The following is a 23525-nucleotide window of genomic DNA, read 5'->3' as shown; positions in this document are numbered from 1 at the left end:
CCGGCCGCGCCCCCGACCGCCGCAACGCCCCCGACCGCCGCAACGCCCGTGCCCGCCGCGGCTCCCGTCCCGGCGGCCGAGGAGACCGCGTCGCTCGCGCCGGTGGCCGCCGAGGACCTCTACGAGGACGAGATCCCCGTGGTCGAGCAGCCGCCGCTGGTCGATCCGGTGACCGGCAAGTTCGCAGTACCCGCGACCGCTGCGACCGCCGCGGCGGACGACGACGAGGATGCCCCGGCGATCCGTCCGTCGGCGACGCGGCGCACCGAGCCGGTCGTCGACGCGAGTGAGCCGATCGACGAGGAGCCCGCCGACGAGCCGCCCGCCAAGCGTCGCCGCGCACGTCGGGGCCGCCGCGCCGCCGTCACCGCGGCCGTCGCCACTGCCGCCACGGCCACCGTCGCCGGTGAGTCGGACACCGCCGTCGTCGACGAGGTGCCGCTGGAGTCGAAGTACTCGCCGCTGATGCAGTGGCTGATCCTGCTCGGGCAGGTGATCGGCGGCCTGGTCATCGGTGCCGCCGCCTTCTGGGGCTTCGTGCAACTGTGGCGCTGGAACGTGTACTTCGCGCTGGTGGCCGCCGCCCTGGTCATCTTCGGCATCGTGACGCTGGTCCACCTGGTGCGCCGCCGCCACGACCTCGCGACCACCCTGCTGGCCCTGGGCGTGGGCCTGTTCATCACCATCGGACCGCTGATCCTGCTGGCCACTTCGTGAGTGGTTCCGGGGATTGACGACAGGGGGGCGGTCGATGATGTTGGAGGAGATCCCGGTCGGGTTGTCGACCGCGTCGGTCTACCCGCAGGGCATCGAAGCGGCGTTCCGCTACGCCGCCGACCTCGGCTATGACGGCGTGGAGGTGATGGTCTGGGGTGACCCGATCAGCCAGGACGTCGGCCGGGTCGAGGCACTGTCGCACAAGTACCAGATGCCGATCCTGTCCATCCACGCCCCGTGCCTGGTCATCTCGCAGCGGGTGTGGGGCCGCGACCCCATCCGCAAACTCGAGCGCGCCGTCCACGCCGCCGACGCCCTCGGCGCGCCCACCGTCGTCGTCCACCCGCCCTTCCGCTGGCAGCGCGCCTACGTCGCCGCCTTCGAGGACCTGGTCGGCGAACTCGAGTCCGACAGCGGCATCGCCGTCGCGGTGGAGAACATGTTCCCGCTGCGCGCCGACCGCCTCTTCGGTGCCGGGGAGGGCTCGGCCAAGCGCCTGGCCGCCCGCGGCGGCAGCCCGGGGCTGTCGACGTCGGCCTTCGGCAAGTCCATCGACCCCACCGACGACGGATACGCCAACTACACCCTCGACCTCTCGCACACCGCGACCGCCGGCATGGACGCCCTGGCGATGTTCGAGCGGATGGCATCGGGGATGCGCCACCTGCACCTCACCGACGGGGACGGCGCCGCCCACGACGAGCACATGATCCCCGGTGACGGCAACCAGCCGTGCAGCGAGATCTGCCGTCGCATCGCCGCCAGCGAGTTCGACGGCGCCGTCGTCCTGGAGGTCACCACGAGCAGCGCGCGCAGCAAGGACGAGCGCGCCGCGATGCTGGCCCGCTCCCTCGACTTCGCGCGGACGCATCTGCGGCGGCCGGGGATCGCCGACGGCCACGGCCCGCTGTCGCGCGAGGGCCGACCGTGAGCGGCATCGACGACGGGCTGGTGCTGACCGTCGTCGATCGCGGCGACTCGACCATCACCTTCACCGCGACCATCGACCCGATGTTCACCATCGGCCCGAAGGTGCACGGCGGCTCGGCGCAGATGATGGTCGTCAACGCCGCCCACGCCGCCTACCGCGCGTGGTTCGGTGAAGCCGACCCGGAGCTGGCCCGCGCCGACGGCACCGCGCCGGTCCCGGTCGCGGCCACCAGCACCTACCTGAGCGCCCCCGATCCCGCGGCCGTCGAACTCGTCGCCCGACTGGTCAAGCACGGCCGCACGGTGTCGGTCGTGGACGTGGACCTGGTGCAGGACGGTCGGACGATGATCACCACCGCGGTGGTCTTCGGGATGCTCGACCACGGCGAACCCCGCCGCTCGGTGCCGCAGCCGCTGCGCGACCTGCCCGTCGAGCCGCCCGCCGGTGCGCTGCACCTCGCCGGGTCGCCGATGGAAGAGATCATGCACATGCACCCGGTCGTGGACTTCGCCATCGACCCGGCGAGCTTCCCGGCGGCGACCGGCGGACTCGGCGAACCGACCATCCGGGGCTGGGTTCGCCCGCACCAGGGCACCGCCGGGCTGCCCTTCGTGACGCTCGTGTGCGACATCTCGCCGCCGGTGGTGATGAACCTGGGCGTGTTCGGCTGGGCGCCCACGGTGACGCTGGCGACCTATCTGCGCCGCATCCCGGCGCCCGACGGGTGGCTGCGGTTCGAGAACCGCAGCATTGAAGTGGGGCAGGGGATGTTCGAGTCCGACCACACCGTGCTTGACTCGACCGGTGTCGTCGTCGGCCAATCCCGGCAGCTCGCACTGATCCCGGCCAAACCGGTCCCGGGCCCCGCCGGCGGGTGACGATGCGACCGTCGACAATGATGCGATCACAGGAAAGACGAACGGAGAACCCATGTCCGAGCGCGTAGCGATCATCGGTGGAGGCAAGATCGGCGAGGCCCTGCTGGCCGGCCTGATCGCGGCGGGCAAGCCCGCCCGGGACCTGGCAATCGTGGAGCGCTCGCCGCAGCGGTCCGCCGAACTCGCCGACGTCTACAAAGTGCTCGTCACCGACATCCCCACGGCCACCGAGCACGCCCAGATCGTGGTGATCGCGGTCAAGCCCGATGCGGTGGAGGGTGTGCTCGCCGAGTTGAGCAAGGTCGAGGACAACAACGACGTCGAGCGGGTGACCGTGACGCTCGTCGCCGGTCTGCCGACGTCGAAGTACGAGAACGCGCTGCCCGCGGGCTCGCCGGTGATCCGGGTGATGCCGAACATGCCGCTGGTCGTCAACGAGGCGATGAGCGCGCTGGCGCCGGGCCGCTACGCGACCGACGAGCAGGTCGAGTCGGTCTCCAACCTGCTCTCCGCGGTCGGCAAGGTGATGGTCGTGCCGGAGAGCCAGATGGACGCGGTCACGGCGATCTCGGGCTCGGGCCCGGCCTATGTGTTCCTGTTGGCCGAGTCGATGATCGACGCCGGTGTCGCGCTGGGCCTGACCCGCGCCCAGGCGGCCGAGATGGCCAAGCAGACGATCCGCGGTGCCGGTGCGATGCTCACCGAGTCCGGGATGACGTCGGTGGACCTGCGCGCGGCGGTCACCTCGCCCGGCGGCACGACCGCCGCGGCGATCGCCGAGATGGAGCGCGGCGGTCTGCGCGCGACCATGTACGCGGCCACCGCGGCGGCCGCCGCGAAGAGCGCGAAACTCAGCCGTCGATCGGAACTTGAGGGTTCCCCCGGTAACGACAAGGACACCGCAGATCGGGGCGTATAGCAGTTTGCGACGCAAACTCCCAGGTGACTCGCCGGTTTAGGGCACGCTCCGGCAACAAATCAGTACTTGTCCGCAACTCCCGTCGCTATTTTCACATCAGCCACGCTAAGGTACCTTCAGCACGTGCGTGTCAGATGTCCGTCGGAGGGGAAGCCAACGGCCGCGACTCGTGCTGTGAGAGGTATGAGTACTGATGGCACCTGCAGATATGTCTGGTGACCGCAACGGCGGGAACGCGGCCGGTTCGCAGTTCCTGACCGTCGCCGAGGTTGCCGCGCTGATGCGCGTTTCCAAGATGACCGTCTACCGCCTGGTCCACAACGGTGAGCTTCCGGCGGTTCGCGTCGGCCGCTCGTTCCGCGTGCACGCCAAGGCCGTCCACGACTACCTGGAGACGTCGTACTTCGACGTCGGCTAGGCGATATCGCCTGATCACGTCCGATCAGACCCCGGCCGGTGTTCGGCCGGGGGTTTGTCGTGAGGTTCACCGGGCGATTAGGGCCGAGTCGAAGCCGCCCGGTAAAGTGGCGTTATTCGCGCGCGGCCGCCGCCGTGCCCAGTGAATACGCAACGTTAGGAAGCATCCCCCATGGGTTCTGTCATCAAGAAGCGCCGCAAGCGCATGTCGAAGAAGAAGCACCGCAAGCTGCTTCGCCGCACGCGCGTCCAGCGTCGCAAACTCGGCAAGTAGTCCGTCATGGCGCCCGACACCGACGAGAAGACGACGCCCCGCGTCGTTCTGGTGACGGGCGCCTCCACGTTCCTCGGCGGCAACCTGGTGGCCCGACTGGCCGCCAACCCCGACATCGAGAAGGTTCTCGCGGTCGACTCCCGGGTCCCGGGCAAGGCGCTGTTGCGCCGCATGGGCCGCGCCGAGTTCCTGCGCCTGGACATCCGGCGCCCCGCCATCGCGAAGACGATCGCCGCGCACGAGGTCGACACCGTCGTCCACGCCGCCACCTCCGTCATGGACCTGGCCGCGCACTCCGCCGCGATCAAGGAGTTCAACGTCGTCGGCGCGATGCAGGTGTGCGCCGCCTGTCAGCGCAGCCCGTCGGTGAAACGACTGGTGCTCCGCTCGACCGCCATGGTCTACGGCTCCAGCAGCAAGGACCCCGCCTACTTCAGCGAGGGTGACCGCGCGGTGCGCGAACCCCGCAACGGTTACGGCCGCGACCTCCTCGACGTCGAGGGCTATGCGCGCGGCCTGGCCCGCCGCCGTCCCGACATCGACGTCACGATCGCCCGCTACCAGGCGATCCTGGGCCCGCGGATGCAGACCCGCATGGGCGCGTATCTGTCCACGCCGGTCGTGCCCACCGTGCTCGGCTACCAGCCGCGCCTGCAGTTCCTGCACGAGGAGGACGCCCTCGCGTCCCTCGAGCGGATCACCCTCGGCGCGCCGGCGGGCACCTACAACATCGCCGCGGACGGCGTGATCACCCTGACCCAGGCGATCCGCCGCGCGGGTCGGATCGAATTGCCCGTGCCGTCGGGACTGGTCACCCCCATCGTGGGCGTCTTCGCCGACGTCCGCTCGGCCCGCCTCCGGTCCTCGCAGATGGACTGGGTGACCTATGGACGGGTGCTGGACAACACCCGCATGCGCACCGAACTGGGCTTCGAGCCGCGGTTCACCACCTCCGAGACGGTCGACGATTTCATCGAGCGCGGGGCCTCGGACATGCTGATCAGCCCGCAGCGCTGGCACGACCTCGAGCAGCGCGTCGTGTCCGCGGCCCATCAGCTTTTGTGATCCGAATACTGCGGTTTACCAGCTTGTTTCATCTGTGTGTGATTTTTCACGCGTGTGAGCTCATCGTTCCCGTGTGGCCGCGCGAGCCCGTAAGCTCGTAGTCCGACGGCGCCCCGCGCCGCAGTTGTCCCTACGAAGCCCAGACGGGGGTGAATCCCATGGCCGGCCGCCGCGCCCACGACCCGCGCACCGCGAAAGTCATCCAGCTCTACTCGACGCCCGGCTCCGATCCCGTCGCCGAGGCCGCCGCCCGCCGACAGTCGGGCAAGCGGCGCCACCCGTCGCAGGCGGGGCACCCCAACACCGATGGCTTCGGTCGCCAGCCGGCCGAGGTGACGCCGATCAGCGACGAGGTCCAGCTCCCGGACGAAGCGCTCGGCGTTGAGCACGTCGGACCCGCCAAGCCCAGCCCGTTGCTCAGCCTCGACGGCGTCCGCACCCAGATCGCCGACGCATTGACCGGCACCGCCTCCTATCTGCGTGAGCGGTTGGCCGGCGAGTACGACGTCGACGACTTCGGCTTCGACCCGCACTTCACCGACTCGGTGTGGTTCCCGGCGATCCGGCCGGTCTACGACAAGTGGTTCCGCGTCGAGGTCACCGGTGTGGAGAACTTGCCCGTCGAGGGCGGTGCGCTGCTGGTCGCCAACCACGCCGGCGCGATCCCGATCGACGCGATCATGACGTCGATGGCGGTCCACGACAACCACCCGACCGGCCGCCACCTGCGGATCCTGGCCGCTGACATGGCGTTCGACTCGCCGGTCGTCGGCGAGCTGGCCCGCCGCATCGGCGCGACGCTCGCCTGCAACTCCGACGCCGAGCACCTGCTGCGCGCCGGCGAGCTCACCGCCGTGTGGCCGGAGGGCTACAAGGGCATCGGCAAGATGTACAAGGACCGCTACAAGCTGCAGCGGTTCGGTCGCGGCGGCTTCGTGACGACCGCCATCCGCACCGGCGCGCCGATCATCCCGGTCTCGATCGTCGGCTCCGAGGAGATCTACCCGATGATCGGTGACCTGAAGCCGGTCGCCAAGCTGTTGGGCCTGCCGTACTTCCCGGTGACCCCGCTGTTCCCGTGGCTCGGCCCGCTGGGCGCGATCCCGCTGCCCTCCAAGTGGCACATCCACTTCGGCAAGCCGATCGCCACCGACGGCTACGAGGAGTCGGCCGCCGACGACCCGCTGGTCGTCTTCGACCTGACCGACCACGTCCGCGAAGAGATCCAGCAGACCCTCTTCCGCATGCTCAGCCGCCGCGGCAGCGTCTACCTCGGCTGAGATCCACCGAGCGTGCCCGGATTTTCGCCGAGCGTGCCCAGTTTTTCGCCGAGCGTGCCCGGTCAGCCCTTGCGCCCGCGCCGGAGCACGGCGGCGGCGCCACCGCCGAGGGCGCCGAGTGCCACGGCCGTCGGCACCCCGTACTTGGCCGCCTTGCGCGCCGTCCGGAAGTCGTAGCTCTCCCAGCCCCGCACCTTGGCGATCTCCTTGAGGTCGGAGTCGGGGTTGATCGCGACGGCGGTCCCCACCAACGACAGCATCGGCACGTCGTTGTGCGAGTCGGAGTACGCGGTGCAGCGCTGCAGGTTCAGTCCCTCGCGGATCGCCAGCGAGCGGACCGCGTGGGCCTTGCCCAGGCCGTGCAGCACGTCGCCGACCAGGCGCCCGGTGAAGATGCCGTCCTCGGTCTCGGCGACGGTGCCCAGGGCGCCGGTCAGGCCCAATCGTGTCGCGATGGTCTGCGCGAGCTCGACCGGCGTCGCGGTCACCAGCCAGACCTGCTGGCCGGCGTCGAGGTGGCGCTGGGTGAGCGCCCGGGTGCCCGGCCAGATCTTGTCGGCGATGTACTCGTCGTAGATCTCCTCGCCCAGCTCCACCAGTTCGGAGGCGGGGCGCCCGGCGATGAACGACAGCGCCTTGTCGCGACCCTCGGCGACGTCGTCGGCGTTCTCCTTCCCGGTCACCCGGAACTTCACCTGCGCCCACAGCGCACTGGCGACGTCGTTGTAGGAGAAGTACTTGTGCGCGGCCAGACCGCGGGCGAAGTGCACGATCGAGGCGCCCTGCACCAGCGTGTTGTCGACGTCGAAGAAGGCGGCAGCGGTCAGATCGGCGCCGTCGGGGCTGGCCTGGGCGCGCTGGGCGAGCGATTCGAGGGCCGCCTTTGCCGCCGCTTCGCCGGCGAGGTTCTGGCGCAGTTCCGCGGCGGTCTGGCGGAACCGTCCGCTGGCCGAGGTGACCCACTCGCGCACCCGGCGGTCGGTCTCGGCCTCATCGGCGTCGACGGCGGGATCGGTGGCGGCGTTCGCGGCGATCGCCGCCTCCGCGTCGTCCTCGAGATCGGCGGAATCGGGCTCGAAATCAGCGTCGGGATCAGGGTCGAGATCGCGATCGCGGACGGGAAAATCGTCCGGCTCCCCGTGGGGCTCGTCGCTCACGTCGCTCCCTCCGGTGGGCGCTGCGGTTGGTTCCGTCAAGATTAGCCGCAATGGCAGACTGGTGGCTGTGAGGAGGGCGACTTGCGAATCGTGTTGCTGAGTCGGGCCGGCTGCGCGGCCTGCGCGACCGCGCGCGCCGAGTTGACGCGGATCTGCGCCGACGTCGGCGAACCCTTCGAGGAGGTCGACGTCGACGAGCGCGCCACGGCGGGGGAGAAGGAGCTGCGCGCCGAATACGGCGACCGGCTGCCGGTCGTCCTGCTCGACGGCGAGGAGCACAGCTACTGGACCGTCGACGAGGGCCGCCTACGCAACGACCTCGCGTCGTAGATATCCTGTTGCAATGACGTCGCTGTCTGAGAGCAGACCGACGGCCAGGATCCCCGGCCCGTCGGTCGCCCGTTTGGCGACCTACCTGACCGCGTTGCGCGAGCGCGCCGCCAGCGGTGTCACCGTCATCTCCAGCGCTGAACTGGCGCAGGCCTCCGGCGTGAACCCGTTGATCCTGCGCAAGGACCTGTCCTACGTGGGCGGCCACGGTGTGCGCGGCGTCGGGTACCAGGTGCACAAGCTGATCGCGACGGTTTCGATGGCCCTGCACAGCGATTCCGCGCAGACCGTGGCGCTCGCCGGCGTCGGCGCACTCGGCCGCGCCCTGCTCGCGCACACCGGCAACGACTCGCGGTACTCGCTCAAGGCCCTGTTCGACGACGATCCCGGTCTCGTCGGCACCCGGCTGGACCCGGACGGCCCGGTGATCGCCCCGCTGCACGCGATCGGCGGCACCGGCGCCGACGGCGAGCCCTTCGACATCGGGGTCATCGCGACCGCCGACGAGCACGCCCAATCCGTGTGCGACGCCTTCGCCGCCGCCGGCGTGCAGCAGATCCTCAACGTCACGACCGTGCCGCTAACTCCGCAAGAGGGCCTGTCGATCCGGCAGATTGACCTAGCCTTGGAGTTACAGCTGCTGTCTTTCGCGGCAGCCGCGGAGAAGGTGAGCCCGTTGTGAGCGTGCTGTTGTTCGGCGTATCGCACCGCAGCGCTCCCGTGGGGGTGCTCGAGCGCCTTGCCGTGTCCGAGCACGACCGTCCCAAGATCGTCGACAAGCTGCTGAGCGCGCCGACCATGTCCGAGGCGATGGTCGTGTCCACGTGCAACCGCGTCGAGATCTACGCCGTCGTCGACGCCTTCCACCCCGCTCTCGAGGCCGTGGGCAACGTCCTGGGGGAGCACTCGGGGATGAGCATCAACGAGATGACCCAGCACGCCTACGTGCGCTACTCGGAGTCGGCGGCCGAGCACCTGTTCACCGTCGCCGCCGGGTTGGACTCCCTCGTGGTCGGCGAGCAGCAGATCCTCGGCCAGATCCGCGGCGCCTACGCGAGTGCCGACGCCAACCGCACCGCCGGTCGCGTGCTGCACGAACTCGCGCAGCAGGCGCTGCGCGTCGGCAAGCGGGTGCACACCGAGACCGGGATCGACCGCGCCGGTGCGTCGGTCGTGTCGGTGGCCCTGCACCGGGCGCGCAGCGTCCTGACGTCCGCGGGCGGGCAGCTGAACCGCGGCGTGGTCCTCGGCGCCGGCGCGATGGGCGGCCTGTCGGCCGTGCACCTCGCACGCGAGGGCGTCAAGCAGATCACCATCGTCAACCGCAGCGTCGACAAGGCCCAGCGCCTGGCCGACAACGTCGCCGCCAACCACCCGGGGGTCACCGCGGTGGGTGTGGGGCTGGACGAGCTGCCCGCCGCCATGGCGCGCGCCGACGTGATGATGACGTGCTCGGGATCGGTCGGTTCGGTCGTCAGCGTCGCCGAGGTGCACCACGCGCTGGCCGCGCGGACCGAGAGCACCCCGCTGGTCATCTGCGACCTGGGACTGCCCCGCAACGTCGATCCCGCCGCGGGCCGGCTCCCCGGCGTGGAACTCATCGACATCGAGGGGCTGCGCGGCGACACCGAGGCGCAGGCCGCCGAGGCCGACATCGTGGGTGCGCGCGCCATCGTCGCCTCCGAGCTCGCCGACTACCTGGCCGCCCAGCGCCGGGCCGAGGTCACCCCGACGGTCACGGCGCTGCGCCAGCGCGCCAGCGACGTCGTCGAGGCGGAGATCTTGCGCCTGGAGTCGCGGCTGCCGTCGTTGTCGGAGACCGAGCGCGACGAGGTCGCCAAGAGCGTTCGCCGCGTCGTCGACAAGCTGCTGCACGCCCCGACCGTGCGCGTGAAGCAGCTCGCGGCCACCGCCGACGGCGACCAGTACGCGCAGGCGCTGCGCGAACTGTTCGAGCTCAAGCCCGGTGCCGCCGAGTCGGTCGCCGCGCCCGAGGTCGAGTCCCTGGTACTGCCGGACCCGACCGCTCCCGCCGACCGGGACGGACATCGATGACTCCTCCGGTGCTGCGCATCGGGACCCGGGGATCGCTGCTGGCCACCACCCAGGCCGGCCACGTCGCACAGGCGCTGACCGACGCCGGACACCCCGCGGAACTCGTGATCATCAAGACCGAGGGCGACAAGTCGGCGGCCCCGGTCGCCGAGATCGGCGTCGGCGTGTTCACGACCGCGCTGCGCGTCGCCCTGCGCAACGACGAAATCGACGTCGCGGTGCACTCCTACAAGGACCTGCCGACCGCCCCCGAATCCGACCTCGTCATCGCCGCGGTCCCGCCGCGCCAAGATGCCAGAGATGCGCTGGTCAGCGCCGGTAACCGGGTGTTGGGCGAGCTGCCTCCGGGCGCGACGGTGGGTACGTCGGCCCCGCGACGGGCGGCGCAGCTTAGAGCATTGGGTCTCGGTTTGGAAATCCGCCCCCTAAGAGGCAACCTTGATTCTCGGTTGGGCAAAGTCGCCAACGGTGAACTCGACGCAGTCGTGGTCGCCCGGGCCGGGTTGGCCCGCATCGGCAGGACCGAGGTCATTGCCGAAGCGTTCGATCCGGTGGTGCTGCTTCCGGCGCCGGCCCAGGGTGCCCTGGCCGTCGAGTGCCGCACCGACGATGCCCAACTGGTGAGCACGCTCGCCACGTTGGACGATCCGTCCACTCGTGCGGCGGTCGATGCCGAACGCGCCTTGCTGGCGGCCCTGGAGGCCGGTTGCACCGCGCCGGTGGGGGCCTACGCCGAGGTCGTCGAGTCACTCGACGACGACGGCCGGATCTTCCTGGAGCTGTCGCTACGTGCGGCGGTCGCGGCCGTTGACGGATCGGATGTGATCCGGAGTTCGGCGGTCGGACCGGTGCAGGAGGCGGCCGACGTGGGGCGCGCGCTCGCAGCGGAAATGCTGGAGTCAGGGGCGGCGTCGCTTCTGGCCTAGCAGACGAACTACCACCCCGTTGGGGGTAGGAGAGTGCGACTGATGAGCCGGACGACTAAGAAAGTCACCCCGGGACGGATCCTGTTCGTGGGCGCCGGTCCCGGCGACCCGGACCTGCTGACGGTTCGCGCGCGCAGCGTGCTGACCAACGCGACCACCGCCTTTATCGACCCCGACGTCCCGCCCGGCGTCGTCGAGCTGATCGGCTCGGTGCACCGCCCCGAGGCCGTGCCGCCCACCCGCCGGACCAAGGCCGCCAAGCCCGACCCGGAGGCCGACGCCCCCGAGGACGCGGCCGAGGCCACCGACGCCACCGAGGAGGCGCCCGAGGACCCGGTGAACATCCACCCGGCGCTCGGCGATCCCGCCGACGTCGCCAAGACCCTGGTGGCCACCGCCAAGACCGGTGTCGACGTGGTCCGCGTCGTCGCCGGCGACCCGCTCACGTCCAACGCCGTGCTGGCCGAGGTGACCGCCGTGGCGCGCACCGTCGTCCAGTTCGAGGTGCTCCCCGGTCTGCCCGCCGCCGCCGTCGTGCCGAGTTACGCCGGCATGGCCCTGGGCTCGGGGTACACCGTCGCCGACATGCGCGGCGAGGTCGACTGGGCCGGCCTGGCCGCCGCGCCCGCGCCGCTGGTCCTGCACGGCACCGCCGGCCACCTCGCCGAGGCCACCGCCGCGCTCATCGAGCACGGCCTGTCGCCGAACACCCCCGTCGCCCTGACCGTCAACGGCACCACCTGTGCCCAGCGCACGGTCGAGGCGACGCTGGAGACCGCCGCCGAGCAGGGCGGCGAGCTGACCGGCCCGCTGCTGCTGACCATCGGCAAGATCGTCAGCCAGCGCGGCAAGCTCTCCTGGTGGGAATCGCGGGCCCTGTACGGCTGGACCGTGCTGGTGCCGCGCACCAAGGAGCAGGCCGCCGACATGAGTGAACGGCTCGTCGGCCACGGCGCCATCCCCAAGGAAGTCCCGACCATCGCGGTCGAGCCGCCCCGGTCGCCCGCCCAGATGGAGCGCGCGGTCAAGGGATTGGTCGACGGCCGCTACCAGTGGGTGGTGTTCACCTCCACCAACTCGGTGCGCGCCGTGTGGGAGAAGTTCGCCGAGTTCGGCCTGGACGCCCGCGCCTTCTCCGGCGTGAAGATCGCCTGCGTGGGCGAGGCGACCGCGGACCGCGTCCGCGCCTTCGGCATCGAGCCCGAGCTGGTCCCGTCCGGCGAGCAGTCGTCGCTGGGCCTGCTGGAAGACTTCCCGCCCTACGACGAGGTGTTCGACCCGGTCAACCGGGTCCTGCTCCCGCGTGCCGACATCGCCACCGAGACCCTCGCCGAGGGGTTGCGCGAGCGCGGCTGGGAGATCGACGACGTCACCGCGTACCGCACGGTGCGCGCCGCGCCGCCGCCCGCCGAGACCCGCGAGATGATCAAGACCGGCGGCTTCGACGCCGTGTGCTTCACCTCGAGCTCGACGGTCCGCAACCTCGTGGGCATCGCCGGCAAGCCGCACGCCCGCACGATCGTCGCCTGCATCGGTCCGAAGACGGCCGAGACCGCCGTCGAATTCGGCCTGCGCGTCGATGTGCGGCCCGAGACCGCGTCCATCCCGGACCTGGTCGAGGCGCTCGCCGCCCACGCCGCCCGGCTGCGCGCCGAGGGCGCCCTGCCCCCGCCGCGCAAGAAGTCGCGCCGGTCGCGGTCCTAGTCTCACTAGACTCGACGCCGTGACTGCTGATCGTGTGACCGGCCCGACGATTCGTCCGCGCCGCCTGCGGTCGACGCCCGCGGTGCGCCGCCTGGTCGCCGAGACCGATCTGGCGCCGCGCCACCTGGTGCTGCCGATGTTCGTCGCCGACGGTATCGCCGAGCCCAAGCCGATCGCCTCGATGCCCGGCGTCGTGCAGCACACGCTCGACTCCCTGCGCACGGCCGCCGACGAAGCGGTCCGCTCCGGGGTCGGGGGGCTGATGCTGTTCGGCGTCCCGCGCGCCGAGGACAAGGACGCCATCGGATCGGGCGCCGACAGCCCCGACGGGATCCTCAACAGGGCACTGGCCGCGTTGCGCGCGGACCTGGGCGATGCGACGGTCCTGATGGCCGACACCTGCCTGGACGAGTTCACCGATCACGGCCACTGCGGCGTCGTCGACGACGCGGGGCGGGTCGACAACGACGAGACGCTCGAACGGTATGCCGCCATGGCCGTCGCGCAGGCCCGCGCCGGGGCGCACATGCTGGGCCCGAGCGGGATGATGGACGGCCAGATCGCGGTGATCCGGGAGGCCCTCGACGGCGCGGGGTTCATCGACACCGCGCTGCTGGCCTACACCGCCAAGTACGCGTCGGCCTTCTACGGCCCGTTCCGCGATGCCGTCGACTCGTCGCTGCAGGGGGATCGGCGCACCTACCAGCAGGACCCCGCGAATCGGACCGAGGCGTTGCACGAGCTCGAACTCGACCTCGCCGAGGGCGCCGACCTGGTCATGGTCAAGCCCGCCATGGCGTACCTGGACGTGCTCGCCGACGTCGCGGCCACCGCGACCGTGCCCGTCGCGGCCTACCAGGTCAGCGGCGAGTACTCGATGATCACCGCCGCCGCCGAGCGCGGATGGATCGACCGGCGGGCCGCGGTCCTGGAGTCGCTCACCGCCATCCGACGGGCCGGCGCGTCGATCGTGCTGACCTATTGGGCGGTCGAGGCCGCCGGGTGGCTGAACGAACGGTAGCGAGCCACCGCGGTTCCGGGTTTTGGCGGCACGTCGTCGATCAGTAGCCTGGTTCCCATGACCGCTCCCGTTCCGCAGCCGCCGGAGAAGCCGGCGCTGGCCTCCCCGGTGGCCATCGCGACCGAGCTGTGGCTCGTCGTGATCGCGGCCATGGCCGTCGCGCAGATCGGCAGCTACGACAAGGTTCGCGACCTCATGGTCGAGCGTCGGGACAAACTGCCGAAGAACGCGAGCGAATCACTCCGCCAGTCCGCCGACATGATGACGTCGACCGGCCTGATCATCGCCTCGCTCGTCGTCAGCGTCCTGGTCGGTGCCGCCCTCGCGCTGACGGTGATGTACTTCCTGCGAGCCGGCCACAACTGGGCCCGCCTGCTCCTGTCGGGTCTGAGCGCCTACGTGGTCGTCGGGGCGGTCCTCGCCTTCGCCGGCCAGCGCACGTGGACCCAGGTCCCCGAGATCATCGCGGCCGGTTGCGCCGGCGGTGCACTCCTGCTGCTGATGCGTCGCGACTCCGACACCTACTGCCGCGACATGGCGCAGTACCGCGCCGCCGCCAAAGCGCAACTCGCGCCGCCGCCCGGGGCGTGGCAGCAACAGCCGTGGCAGGTGCCGCCGCCCCCGCCGCAGAACCCGGGAGGAGGCGCATGAGCGACGACGCGCGCAAGGACGACGACCGCGAGGCCGACGATCCCGAGAAGGTGGACCTGCAGGCCCTCAGTCCCGAGGCGCTCGAGGTGGCCGAAGACATCACCGAGGTCGACAACAGCGACCTGGGCCTCTCGCCGGTGGTCGACGATCCCGGCCGGGTGCTCTACTCCGAGCCGGGCAGCACCTGGTGGCCGATTCTCTTGGGTCCGGTCCTGATCGGTGCGATCCTGACCATGGAGGCGCTGGGGCCCGGGCAGGTGCACTGGGCGGTCATGGCGATCTTCTTCGTCGTGATCACCGGACCGTGCTACCTGTTCATCACCGCCGCCCGCGAGTACGCGAGCGTCGAGCTCACCGAGAAGACGCTGCGCTGCGGCACGCGCCGGATCAACCTGGCCGACATCGAGACGATCTACCCGCAGAACAACGGTGCCGACTACAAGGACTGGCAGAAGGCACCCGCCCTGGGCGGCCTGCCGGCCGTGCCCCGCGGGCGCAAGGGCATCGGCCTCAAGACCGTCAACGGGAAACTGTCGCAGGCCTGGGCCCGCGACGTCGACCGGCTGCGCACCGAGCTCACCCAGGCCCACATGGCCGTGCAGATGGGGCTGTGAAGGTCGCGGGCGAGCAGACACATGGCTGACGGGGTCGTTCTCCGCCGCGGCAACTGGACGCCCCTCGTGATCGAGCGCGACGGCCAGCTCGTCTACGACATCCCCATCGACAGCGGGGTTGTGTCGTTCAGCCGTGAGTTCCCCATCGGCCCGGATGAGTTCCGGGTCCTGCGAGACGACGTCGAGCGCTACTACTTCCTCTTCGCGGCGCTGCACCACCCGTACCAACTGGCCGAGACGAACCTGTCCGAGGCCGAGCGTCAGCGCGTTTTCCGCACGATCCTGTTCGGCAGCCGCGACGAGGTCGAGGCGTACCTGACCGCAGCCGACGGGGCCGGCAATGGGGCAATCTCGAATCTCGTCGGAATCGTCACGCAGGCCGACTACCGGGAGCTGCGCGCGGGCCGGTGGTTCGGCGTCGGCGCCGACGCGCCGCGGGAACCGTGAAGATCCCTATCCGTGCTCGAGCATCGGTGCGACGAGCAGTTCCTCAGGGATGCCGAAGGCGTCGACGAGGGTCCGGGCGTGCGGCCGCAGCTCCTCGCACAGCTCGTTGACCCCGCGGCGGATGGCCTTGGCGCGCTCCACCGACACGTGGCGGTGCATCAGGAACCACGACAGGTCGGCCTCGAGCGCCGAGTAGACGTACAGGTCGCACACCTTGCCGAGCAGCTCGGCGGCCGACTTCGAGTCGCAGTCGGCGATCGCCTGGATGAAGGATTCGAGGACCTGCCGCTCGATGTGGGCGGTGGCCGCCTTGAGCAGGTGGTCCTGGGCGTCGTTGAACACCGCGAACGGGTCGTCGGCGTCGGCGGCCCGCCGCAGGCGCTGGGCGCAGGTGCGCTGCAGGTGGTCCTCGCGGTTGCGGAACAACCGGATCTGCGTCGCGCGGTCGGTGAGCTCGGACTTGTCCGGGTTCTCGTCGGAGGAGTCGAGCATCGTCTGCACGACCTGGCGCACCGCCGTCTTCTCCGCGACGACGTCGCCGACCATCCCGGCCACGAACTTCACCCAGCCGGCGGCGTTCAGCCCGCGCATCTCCTCGCTGTAGGCGCCGAGCATCTCCTTGCCGACGAGCTGCGTCAGCACGGTGTTGTCGCCCTCGAAGGTGGTGAACACGTCGATGTCGCCGCGCAGGATCGGCAACTGGTTCTCGTCCAGATAGCCGGCGCCGCCGCACGCCTCGCGGCACACGTTGATGGTGTGGCTGGCGTGGCCGCTGCCGTAGGCCTTGAGCCCGGCCGCCCAGCTCTCCAGCAGGCGCTGGCGGTGATCGTCGACCTCCTCGGGCGGCAGCGACTGCACCTCGTGCAGTTCGGCGGTCAGCTCGTTCTGCGCAAAGGCAAGCGCGTAGGACTTGGCCAGCAGCGGCAGCAGTTTGCGCTGGTGGGCGCGGTAGTCGAGGATCGTCACCTCGCTGGAACCGTCGGGCGTCTCGAACTGCTTGCGGACCAGCGCATAGCGCACCGCCAGGGTCAGCGCCTTGCGGGCGGCGGCGCCGGCGGTCGCACCCACCGAGACGCGGCCGCGGATCAGCGTGCCGAGCATCGTGAAGAAGCGGCGGTTGTCGCTCTCGATCGGCGAGCTGTAGGTGCCGTCGGCGGCGACGTCTGCGTAGCGGTTGAGCAGGTTCTCCGCCGGGATGCGCACGTTGTCGAAGGAGATGCGGCCGTTGTCGACGCCGCGCAGGCCGCCCTTGTAGCCGCAGTCGGAGGTCGTGACGCCGGGCAGGTCGTTGCCCTTGGCGTCGCGGATCGGCACGAAGAAGCAGTGCACCCCGCGGCTGTGCGGCTCCTCGCCCGGCGCGCCGGTGATCAGCTGGGCGAAGACCGCCGAGACCCGGGCGTGCTGGCCGGCGCCGCCGATGTAGTCCTTGCGGGCCAACTCGGTGGGGGAGTTGATCACGAACTCCTGGGTCTTCGGGTCGTAGGTCGCGGTGGTCTCCAGCGACTGCACGTTGGACCCGTGGCCGGTCTCGGTCATGCCGAAGCTGCCGAGCAGTTTGAGGTCGATGAGATCCTTCACGTACTTGTCGTGGTGGCGCTTGGTGCCGAGATTCTCGACCGCCCCGCCGAACAGGCCCCACTGCACGCCCGACTTCACCATCAGCGACAGGTCGGCGTAGCCGAGCATCTCGATGCCGACGATGGCCTTGCCGACGTCGCCGGTCCCGCCGTGCTCCTTGCGGAAACCCGCGGAGACGAAGTTCTTCGTCGCGAGGACCTTCATCTCCTCGAGGATCTTGGCGCGCGCGGGTTTGAGGTCGAGGGAGGGGTCGGCGAGCAGTTCGGTGCGCGCGATCTCCTCGCGCAGCTGGTCGCGGGTCTGGGCCCATTGGCCGTCGAGGGCGGCGCGCAGGCCGGCGAGGGTCGTCGGGTCGGTGGTCTGGTCAGCGGTCGTCGGTTCCGATTCAGCCATGGGTCCACCGTAGGCGGTCGGCGCCGCGCGCACAGCGGGCGGGAGCAATCGGTGTTGGGGTGACCTAACCCGTGATCGCGCGCCTACCCTCGACGATGTGCACAAGGCTCGGGTGATCGTCGCGGTGATGACCGTGGGTGCCGTCGTCGGGCTGTCCGCCTGCGGCGGTCACGACCAGCCGTCCGTCGCGCCGCCGTCGTCGACCGGGGCGGTGTCGGGCGGGGTCCGCTACGCCCACCTCGGCGACAGCTATGCCGCCGGATCGGGGATCGACCGGATCATCGAGGACTCCCCGGCCATGTGTCTGCGCTCGCAGGAGAACTTCGGGCAGCTGTTGGCCGCGCGACGCGGATATGTCGGGGCGGACTTCGCCGACGTCTCCTGCGGCGCCGCGACCACGGCCAACCTGACCGCCGAGCAGTACTTCGGGGTGCCGCCGCAGGTCGACGTCCTCGGCCCGCGCACCGAGCTGGTGACCATCATGATCGGCGGCAACGACGACCGGCTGTTCGCCGACGCCGTCGCCGACTGCGGGTCGGTCGCCGCCGGCGACCCCGCCGGCGACCCGTGTCGACGTGCCCGGGGCGGCGAATTCGACGCGCGGATCGCCGACGCGGTGGCGCCCGACCTCGACGACGCGATCGCCCTGCTGCGCCAGCGGGCGCCGCGGGCGCGGATCATCGTCCTCGGCTATCCGCGCCTGCTGCCCGAGCGCGGCGGCTGCTATCCGCAGGTGCAGATCGCCGCCGGCGACGTGGGATACATGAATGCCGTCGGCGAGCGCCTCAACACCGCGATCGCCGCCGCGGCCGGGCGTCACGGAGCGACCTACGTGGACATGTGGGCGGCCTCGGTCGGCCACGACGCGTGCGCCGGGCCCGATCACCGCTGGATCGAGCCGACACGGGGTTCCCGGATCCGCACCACTGCGCACCCCAACGCCGCTGGTCAGCGGGCCATGGCCGACGCGGTCGACCGCGCGCTGGGCTGAGCGGGCCGGGAACCTTACATCCGCCTAAGTCGGATTGGGTTTCACCGGGCCTTTTTGGAACACTGGACGTCGTGACTGCCAGCCCCGACCGGACCGCGCGCGGCACCGCCGTATCGGCCGAGCTGTTCGCCCGCGCCGAGGGCGTCATCCCCGGCGGTGTGAACTCCCCGGTCCGCGCGTTCTCCGCGGTCGGCGGCACCCCCCGCTTCATCGCCTCGGCCGCCGGCTGTCGGATGACCGACGTCGACGACAACGTCTACGTCGACCTGGTCTGCTCGTGGGGCCCGATGATCCTGGGCCACGCCCACCCGGCGATGGTCGAGGCCGTGCGGTCCGCCGCCACCGGCGGCCTGTCCTTCGGCGCACCGACCCTGGGCGAGGTCGAGCTGGCCGAGGAGATCGTGTCCCGCGTCGACCCCGTCGAAGAGGTGCGACTGGTCAACTCCGGCACCGAGGCCACCATGTCGGCGGTGCGCCTGGCCCGCGGGTTCACCGAGCGCGCCAAGATCATCAAGTTCGCCGGCTGCTACCACGGCCACGTCGACGCGCTGCTGGCCGCGGCCGGATCTGGTGTGGCGACACTGGGCCTGCCGACCTCCCCGGGCGTCACCGGCGCGGCGGCGCACGACACCATCGTGCTGCCCTACAACGACCTCGCCGCCGTCGAAGCGGCCTTCGCCGAGTACGACGGCCAGATCGCCGCCGTCATCACCGAGGCCGCCGCCGGCAACATGGGGGCCGTGGCGCCGCTCGCCGACGTCGGCGGGAAATTCAGCGGGGTCGGCTTCAACGCCGGCCTGCGCAAACTGTGCACCGACAACGGTGCCCTGCTGATCATCGACGAGGTCATGACCGGCTTCCGCGTCAGTCCCGCCGGGTGGTTCGGCCTCGAGGGCATCGGCGGCGACCTCTACACCTTCGGCAAGGTGATGAGCGGTGGGCTCCCGGCCGCCGCCTTCGGCGGTCGCGCCGACGTCATGAGCCGACTCGCCCCGTCGGGACCGGTGTACCAGGCGGGCACGCTGTCGGGGAACCCCGTCGCCGTCGCCGCCGGGCTCGCCACCCTGCGCACCGCCGACGCCGCGGCCTACGCGACGCTGGACGCGAACGCCCAGCGTCTGGGCGGCCTGCTCGGGGACGCACTCGACGCGGCCGGCGTCGGCCACCGCGTGCAGTACGCGGGCAACCTGGTGAGCGTCTTCTTCACCGACGAGCCGGGCACGCCGATCACGAACTACGACCAGGTGCGCGCCACCCAGACCCACCGGTTCGCCCCGTTCTTCCACGCGCTGCTCGACGCCGGGGTGTACCCGCCGCCGAGTGCCTTCGAGGCGTGGTTCGTCTCCACTGCCCTCGACGACGACGCTTTCGACACGATCGCCGCTGCGCTGCCGGGTGCGGCCGCCGCGGCCGCAGCCGCCACCGGCGGCGGGGAGTAGACACATGAGCGACAAGACCATCCGCAGCAGCGGTGTGCGCACCGGCGAGCACACGATCGTCCACATGATGCGCCACGGCGAGGTCTTCAACCCCGACGGCATCCTCTACGGCCGGCTGCCCGGGTTCCACCTTTCCGACACCGGTCGCGCGCAGGCGCAGGCCGTCGCCGATTCGCTCGCCGACCACGACATCGCCGCGGTGTTCGCCTCGCCGCTGCAGCGCGCCCAGGAAACCGCCGCGCCGCTCGCGCAGGCGCTCGGCTTGGAGATCGTCACCAACGAGGACCTCATCGAGGCCGACAACGTCTTCGAGGGCTTGAAGGTGTCGGTCGGCGGCGGCGCGCTCTCCAAGCCGCGGCACTGGCCCAAGCTGCGCGACCCGTTCACCCCCTCGTGGGGGGAGCCCTACATCCAGCTCGCGCACCGCATGCTCGGCGCGGCCACCACCGCCCGCGACGCCGCCCGCGGCCACGAGGTCGTGTGTGTGAGCCACCAGCTGCCCGTGTACACGCTGCGCCGCTTCCTCGAGGGTCAGCGGCTGTGGCACGACCCGCGCAAGCGGCAGTGTTCGCTGGCGTCGGTGACCAGCCTCATCTACGACGGCGACGCGCTGATCGACATCGTCTACTCCGAGCCGGCGGGCGCCTCCGACCCGACCGTCACGGGGGCGTGAGCGTGCGGGCCACCCGGCGCGGGACCGCCGCGCAACTGGTCGCGACGGTCGTCGCGGTCGTCGTGGGCGCCGGTCTGCTGGCCGGTTGCGGCACCGGCAAGGATGCGGTCAAGCGCGGCGACACCTGGCAGTTCGTGTCGCCCGGCGGCCAGACGGTCATCACCTACCCGCCGGCGCAGCGCAAGCCGGTGGCGCCGCTGGCCGGTCCCGAACTCGTGACCGACAAGCCCGTGTCGCTGGCCGACTTCGATGGCAAGGCCGTCGTCGTGAACGTGTGGGCCTCGTGGTGCGGGCCGTGCCGCGGTGAGGCCGACCTGCTGCTGCGCACCTTCCATCAGACCCGTGATCAGGGTGTCGCCTTCCTCGGCATCAACTTGCGCGACGACCGGCCCACCGCCCGCGACTTCGTCGCCGACCGCGGCATCGACTACCCGTCGATCTACGACTTCACCGGCGCCCGCCTCGCCGCCCTGACCACGCCGACCTCGGTGGTCCCGACGACCGTGATCCTCGACCGTCAGCACCGGCCCGCCGTCGTCTACCTGCGGTCGGTCGAGGCACTGGAGCTGAAGGAGGCCGTCGAGAAGGTTGCCGCCGAGCCCGCCCCCGCGCCGCCGGCCCCGAAGGCGCCGGCCGCGAAGTGATCACCGCCAGCGCAGTCTCCGACGCGGCGGCCTCCGGGCCGCTGCTCGTCGCGGTGCTCGCCTGCGCGCTGGCCGGGTTCGTGTCCTTCGCGTCGCCCTGCGTCGTCCCCCTGGTGCCCGGGTACCTGTCGTACCTGGCCGGCCTGGTCGGCGCCCAGGCGCCGGCGGTGACCGTCGACGAGGCGCGGACCGAGCGCAAGAGTGGGCGCTTCCTCGTCGTCGGCGCGGCGCTGCTGTTCGTCCTGGGGTTCACCGCCGTGTTCGTCGCGGCCTCGGTGACGCTGTTCGGGCTGACCGACGTGATGGCCCGCGGCAGTGCGGCCCGCCACTGGTTCCAGATCATCGGCGGACTGGTCATCGTCTTCCTCGGGCTCGTGTTCATCGGCGTCGTCCCGGTGCTGCAGACCGAACACCGCTTCGCCCCGACAAAGGTGTCGACCGGGGTGTGGGGGGCGCCGCTGCTCGGCGCGGTCTTCGCCCTGGGCTGGATCCCGTGCGTCGGACCGACGCTGTTGGCGGTACTCGCCGCCGCCCGCGCGACGGAGGGCACGACGGCCGCGCGCGGTGCCGTGCTGATCGTCGCCTACTGCCTCGGACTCGGCATCCCCTTCCTGCTGCTCGCGCTGTCGTCGTCGTGGGCCGTCCGCAGCTGGGGTTGGCTGCGGCGCCACACGCGCGCCATCCAACTCGTCGGCGGTGCCGTGCTGATCGTCGTGGGCATCGCCGTGATGACCGGCGGGTGGGAGCACTTCATCGCATGGCTGCAGACGCGGTTCGGCGCGGAATCGGGGTTGCTGCTGTGACCACCGCCCCCACCCCGTCGACGCTGCAGCGCTTCGTCATCGCCCCGGTGCGCAACACCTGGCGGTCGCTGACGTCGATGCGCACCGCGCTGATTCTGCTGTTCCTGTTGGCGCTCGCGGCGATCCCCGGCGCACTGCTGCCGCAGCACCCGCTCAACGAGGCCAAGACCCAGGCCTACATCGCCGACCACGGCAAGCTCGGCACGCTCATGGACAAGGTCCAGCTGTTCGACGTCTTCGCCAGCAGCTGGTTCACCGCCATCTACGTCCTGTTGTTCGTCTCGCTCGTGGGCTGCCTGCTGCCCCGCACACTCGAGCACCTGCGCAGCCTGCGCGCGCGGCCGGTGCCGGTGCCGCGGAACCTGGCGCGGATGCCGCGCCACGAGGAGATCGAGGTCGACGGCGACGTCGACCCGGCCGCCCTGGCCGAGCGCATCGAGGGGAACCTGCGCGGGTGGCGCACGACCGTCTACCCGCCCGATCAGAGCAAGGCCGGCACCTACGAGGTGTCCGCCGAGAAGGGCTACCTGCGCGAATTCGGCAACCTCGTCTTCCACTTCGCACTGCTGAGCCTGCTGCTCGCGGTCGCCACCGGGAAGATGATCGGCTACGAGGGGACCCGCAGCCTCGTCGCCGACGGCCAGCAGGGCCTGTGCAACACGTCCACCGCTGTGTACGACTCCTTCCGCGCCGGTCGCCTCGTCGACGGCACCGATCTCACCCCGTTCTGCATCCGTGTCGACGACTTCACGGTGAGCTACCTGCCCACCGGGCAGGCGGCCATGTTCGACGCGAAGATGCGCTACTCGAAGGGGATCGTCGACACCGACCCGGGCACCTGGCCGCTGACCGACGTCCGCGTCAACAAGCCGCTGCGGATCTCCGGCAACCGCGTCTACCTCCTCGGCCACGGTTACGCGCCGACGTTCACGGTGACCTTCCCCGGCGGTCAGACGCGCACCCAGACGGTGCCGTTCGCCCCCGACGAGCTGGCGACGATGCTGTCCTCGGGCGCGGTCCGCGTCGACCCGCCGGCCGGGATGTTCCCCGAGGAGAAGATCCGTCGTCAGAACCAGATCGGCATCGACGGGATCTTCGCGCCGAGCGCCAAGTTCGACGGCACGCTGCTGTCCTCGAGCGCCCCCGACCCCAAGGACCCCTACGTGGCGATCCGCGTCTACCGCGGTGACACCGGCCTGGACTCCGGCCGACCGCAGAACGCCTATGCGCTGGACACGTCGCTGATGCACAGCGGACAGCTGCGCCGCGTCGGACAGGCCAACCTGAGGCCGGGGGCGTCACTGCGCCTGGACGACGGCACCTCGGTCACCTTCGACGGGTACAAGCGGTGGATCTCCGTGCAGGTCTCGCACGACCCGACGCAGTTGTGGGTGTTGATCTCGGCGATGACGATGGTGGGCGGCCTGGTGGTATCGCTGCTGGTGAAGCGGCGTCGTGTCTGGGCCCGGATCCGGGTGGTTGGTGACGGCGACGAAGGTCAACGACGTACGGTAGTAACAGTGGCCGGTCTGGCCCGCACCGATTCGGCGGGTTGGGGCGACGGATTCTCCGAGCAGGCGCGCGAGCTGGTCTTGGGGACGGACGGCAAGAGGTGATG

Annotated in this window: 24 protein-coding genes and 1 pseudogene; 23 read left to right on the top strand and 2 right to left on the bottom strand. The window is 70.8% G+C overall.

Annotation, left to right across the window (positions count from 1 at the left end; translation table 11 throughout):
- From QM634_RS14695 to QM634_RS14660, 8 genes and pseudogenes are all read left to right on the top strand, one after another.
- A pseudogene (locus tag QM634_RS14695) lies at window positions 1-717 on the top strand (hypothetical protein); the annotation flags it as partial.
- A 34-nt stretch (window positions 718-751) separates the two neighbouring features.
- Complete coding sequence (locus tag QM634_RS14690) at window positions 752-1648, top strand: sugar phosphate isomerase/epimerase family protein (protein ID WP_415043521.1); 897 nt, start codon at window positions 752-754, stop codon at window positions 1646-1648.
- A complete protein-coding gene (locus tag QM634_RS14685) occupies window positions 1645-2526 on the top strand; it encodes a thioesterase family protein (protein WP_415043520.1) in 882 nt (293 codons plus the stop codon). The genes QM634_RS14690 and QM634_RS14685 overlap by 4 nt, the downstream gene beginning before the upstream one ends.
- A gap of 52 nt (window positions 2527-2578) precedes the next feature.
- Window positions 2579-3445, top strand: a complete 867-nt coding sequence (gene proC / locus QM634_RS14680) for a pyrroline-5-carboxylate reductase (RefSeq protein WP_415043519.1) — start codon at window positions 2579-2581, stop codon at window positions 3443-3445.
- 193 nt (window positions 3446-3638) lie between these two features.
- Window positions 3639-3863: a helix-turn-helix domain-containing protein gene (locus QM634_RS14675; RefSeq protein ID WP_415032341.1), complete on the top strand. Its 225-nt coding sequence runs from the start codon at window positions 3639-3641 to the stop codon at window positions 3861-3863.
- Window positions 3864-4034: 171 nt separating this feature from the next.
- Window positions 4035-4136 carry a 30S ribosomal protein bS22 gene (locus QM634_RS14670; RefSeq protein ID WP_003402602.1) on the top strand — a complete coding sequence of 34 codons (102 nt, stop codon included), beginning with the start codon at window positions 4035-4037 and terminating at the stop codon, window positions 4134-4136.
- A gap of 6 nt (window positions 4137-4142) precedes the next feature.
- Complete coding sequence (locus QM634_RS14665; protein WP_415043518.1) at window positions 4143-5201, top strand: NAD-dependent epimerase/dehydratase family protein; 1059 nt, start codon at window positions 4143-4145, stop codon at window positions 5199-5201.
- A 158-nt stretch (window positions 5202-5359) separates the two neighbouring features.
- A complete protein-coding gene (locus tag QM634_RS14660) occupies window positions 5360-6481 on the top strand; it encodes a lysophospholipid acyltransferase family protein (RefSeq protein WP_415043517.1) in 1122 nt (373 codons plus the stop codon).
- A gap of 62 nt (window positions 6482-6543) precedes the next feature.
- Here the strand turns inward: QM634_RS14660 and QM634_RS14655 are convergent, their stop codons facing one another.
- Window positions 6544-7638 carry an HAD family hydrolase gene (locus QM634_RS14655; protein ID WP_415043516.1) on the bottom strand — a complete coding sequence of 365 codons (1095 nt, stop codon included), beginning with the start codon at window positions 7636-7638 and terminating at the stop codon, window positions 6544-6546.
- Window positions 7639-7719: 81 nt separating this feature from the next.
- Here QM634_RS14655 and QM634_RS14650 point away from each other — a divergent pair, with 81 nt between their 5' ends.
- The 9 genes from QM634_RS14650 to QM634_RS14610 are packed head-to-tail and all read left to right on the top strand — an operon-like array spanning window position 7720 to window position 15386.
- Complete coding sequence (locus tag QM634_RS14650; protein ID WP_415043515.1) at window positions 7720-7968, top strand: glutaredoxin family protein; 249 nt, start codon at window positions 7720-7722, stop codon at window positions 7966-7968.
- Between the two features lie 13 nt (window positions 7969-7981).
- Window positions 7982-8650, top strand: coding sequence for a redox-sensing transcriptional repressor Rex (locus QM634_RS14645; RefSeq protein WP_415043514.1), 669 nt, complete (start codon window positions 7982-7984; stop codon window positions 8648-8650).
- Entirely contained in the window at window positions 8647-10023 is a 1377-nt protein-coding gene (locus QM634_RS14640; RefSeq protein WP_415043513.1) for a glutamyl-tRNA reductase, read from the top strand. The genes QM634_RS14645 and QM634_RS14640 overlap by 4 nt, the downstream gene beginning before the upstream one ends.
- On the top strand, window positions 10020-10949 hold the full coding sequence (gene hemC, locus QM634_RS14635; RefSeq protein ID WP_415043512.1) for a hydroxymethylbilane synthase: 930 nt from the start codon (window positions 10020-10022) through the stop codon (window positions 10947-10949). The genes QM634_RS14640 and hemC overlap by 4 nt, the downstream gene beginning before the upstream one ends.
- A gap of 42 nt (window positions 10950-10991) precedes the next feature.
- Window positions 10992-12653: a uroporphyrinogen-III synthase gene (locus tag QM634_RS14630; RefSeq protein WP_415043511.1), complete on the top strand. Its 1662-nt coding sequence runs from the start codon at window positions 10992-10994 to the stop codon at window positions 12651-12653.
- Window positions 12654-12672: 19 nt separating this feature from the next.
- Window positions 12673-13674 carry a porphobilinogen synthase gene (gene hemB / locus QM634_RS14625; protein ID WP_415043510.1) on the top strand — a complete coding sequence of 334 codons (1002 nt, stop codon included), beginning with the start codon at window positions 12673-12675 and terminating at the stop codon, window positions 13672-13674.
- Window positions 13675-13731: 57 nt separating this feature from the next.
- Complete coding sequence (locus QM634_RS14620) at window positions 13732-14325, top strand: hypothetical protein (RefSeq protein WP_415043509.1); 594 nt, start codon at window positions 13732-13734, stop codon at window positions 14323-14325.
- Window positions 14322-14939, top strand: coding sequence for a DUF3093 domain-containing protein (locus QM634_RS14615; RefSeq protein WP_415043508.1), 618 nt, complete (start codon window positions 14322-14324; stop codon window positions 14937-14939). Before QM634_RS14620 ends, QM634_RS14615 begins: the two co-directional genes overlap by 4 nt.
- 21 nt (window positions 14940-14960) lie before the next feature.
- Complete coding sequence (locus QM634_RS14610) at window positions 14961-15386, top strand: hypothetical protein (RefSeq protein ID WP_415043507.1); 426 nt, start codon at window positions 14961-14963, stop codon at window positions 15384-15386.
- Between the two features lie 6 nt (window positions 15387-15392).
- On the opposite strand, the gene QM634_RS14605 is transcribed toward QM634_RS14610, so the two are convergent.
- Window positions 15393-17357 carry an acyl-CoA dehydrogenase gene (locus QM634_RS14605; RefSeq protein WP_415043506.1) on the bottom strand — a complete coding sequence of 655 codons (1965 nt, stop codon included), beginning with the start codon at window positions 17355-17357 and terminating at the stop codon, window positions 15393-15395.
- Between the two features lie 97 nt (window positions 17358-17454).
- Here QM634_RS14605 and QM634_RS14600 point away from each other — a divergent pair, with 97 nt between their 5' ends.
- From QM634_RS14600 to QM634_RS14575, 6 genes are all read left to right on the top strand, one after another.
- Window positions 17455-18348 (top strand): SGNH/GDSL hydrolase family protein, encoded by an 894-nt coding sequence (locus QM634_RS14600; RefSeq protein WP_415043505.1) that lies wholly within the window; start codon window positions 17455-17457, stop codon window positions 18346-18348.
- Between the two features lie 71 nt (window positions 18349-18419).
- The gene (gene hemL, locus QM634_RS14595) at window positions 18420-19787 is read left to right on the top strand and encodes a glutamate-1-semialdehyde 2,1-aminomutase (RefSeq protein ID WP_415043504.1); all 1368 of its coding nucleotides are present in this window, start codon (window positions 18420-18422) and stop codon (window positions 19785-19787) included.
- 4 nt (window positions 19788-19791) lie between these two features.
- Entirely contained in the window at window positions 19792-20460 is a 669-nt protein-coding gene (locus tag QM634_RS14590; RefSeq protein ID WP_415043503.1) for a histidine phosphatase family protein, read from the top strand.
- A gap of 35 nt (window positions 20461-20495) precedes the next feature.
- Entirely contained in the window at window positions 20496-21104 is a 609-nt protein-coding gene (locus QM634_RS14585; protein WP_415043522.1) for a TlpA disulfide reductase family protein, read from the top strand.
- Window positions 21101-21907, top strand: coding sequence for a cytochrome c biogenesis CcdA family protein (locus QM634_RS14580; protein ID WP_415043502.1), 807 nt, complete (start codon window positions 21101-21103; stop codon window positions 21905-21907). The genes QM634_RS14585 and QM634_RS14580 overlap by 4 nt, the downstream gene beginning before the upstream one ends.
- Window positions 21862-23523, top strand: coding sequence for a cytochrome c biogenesis protein ResB (locus QM634_RS14575; protein WP_415043501.1), 1662 nt, complete (start codon window positions 21862-21864; stop codon window positions 23521-23523). The genes QM634_RS14580 and QM634_RS14575 overlap by 46 nt, the downstream gene beginning before the upstream one ends.
- Window positions 23524-23525 lie beyond the last annotated feature (2 nt).

This window comes from Gordonia sp. (in: high G+C Gram-positive bacteria) (genome assembly GCF_047606305.1).
GTDB lineage: Bacteria > Actinomycetota > Actinomycetes > Mycobacteriales > Mycobacteriaceae > Gordonia.
The sequence above is the reverse complement of the archived record's forward strand: the minus strand, read 5'-3'. Positions and strand labels throughout refer to the sequence as shown.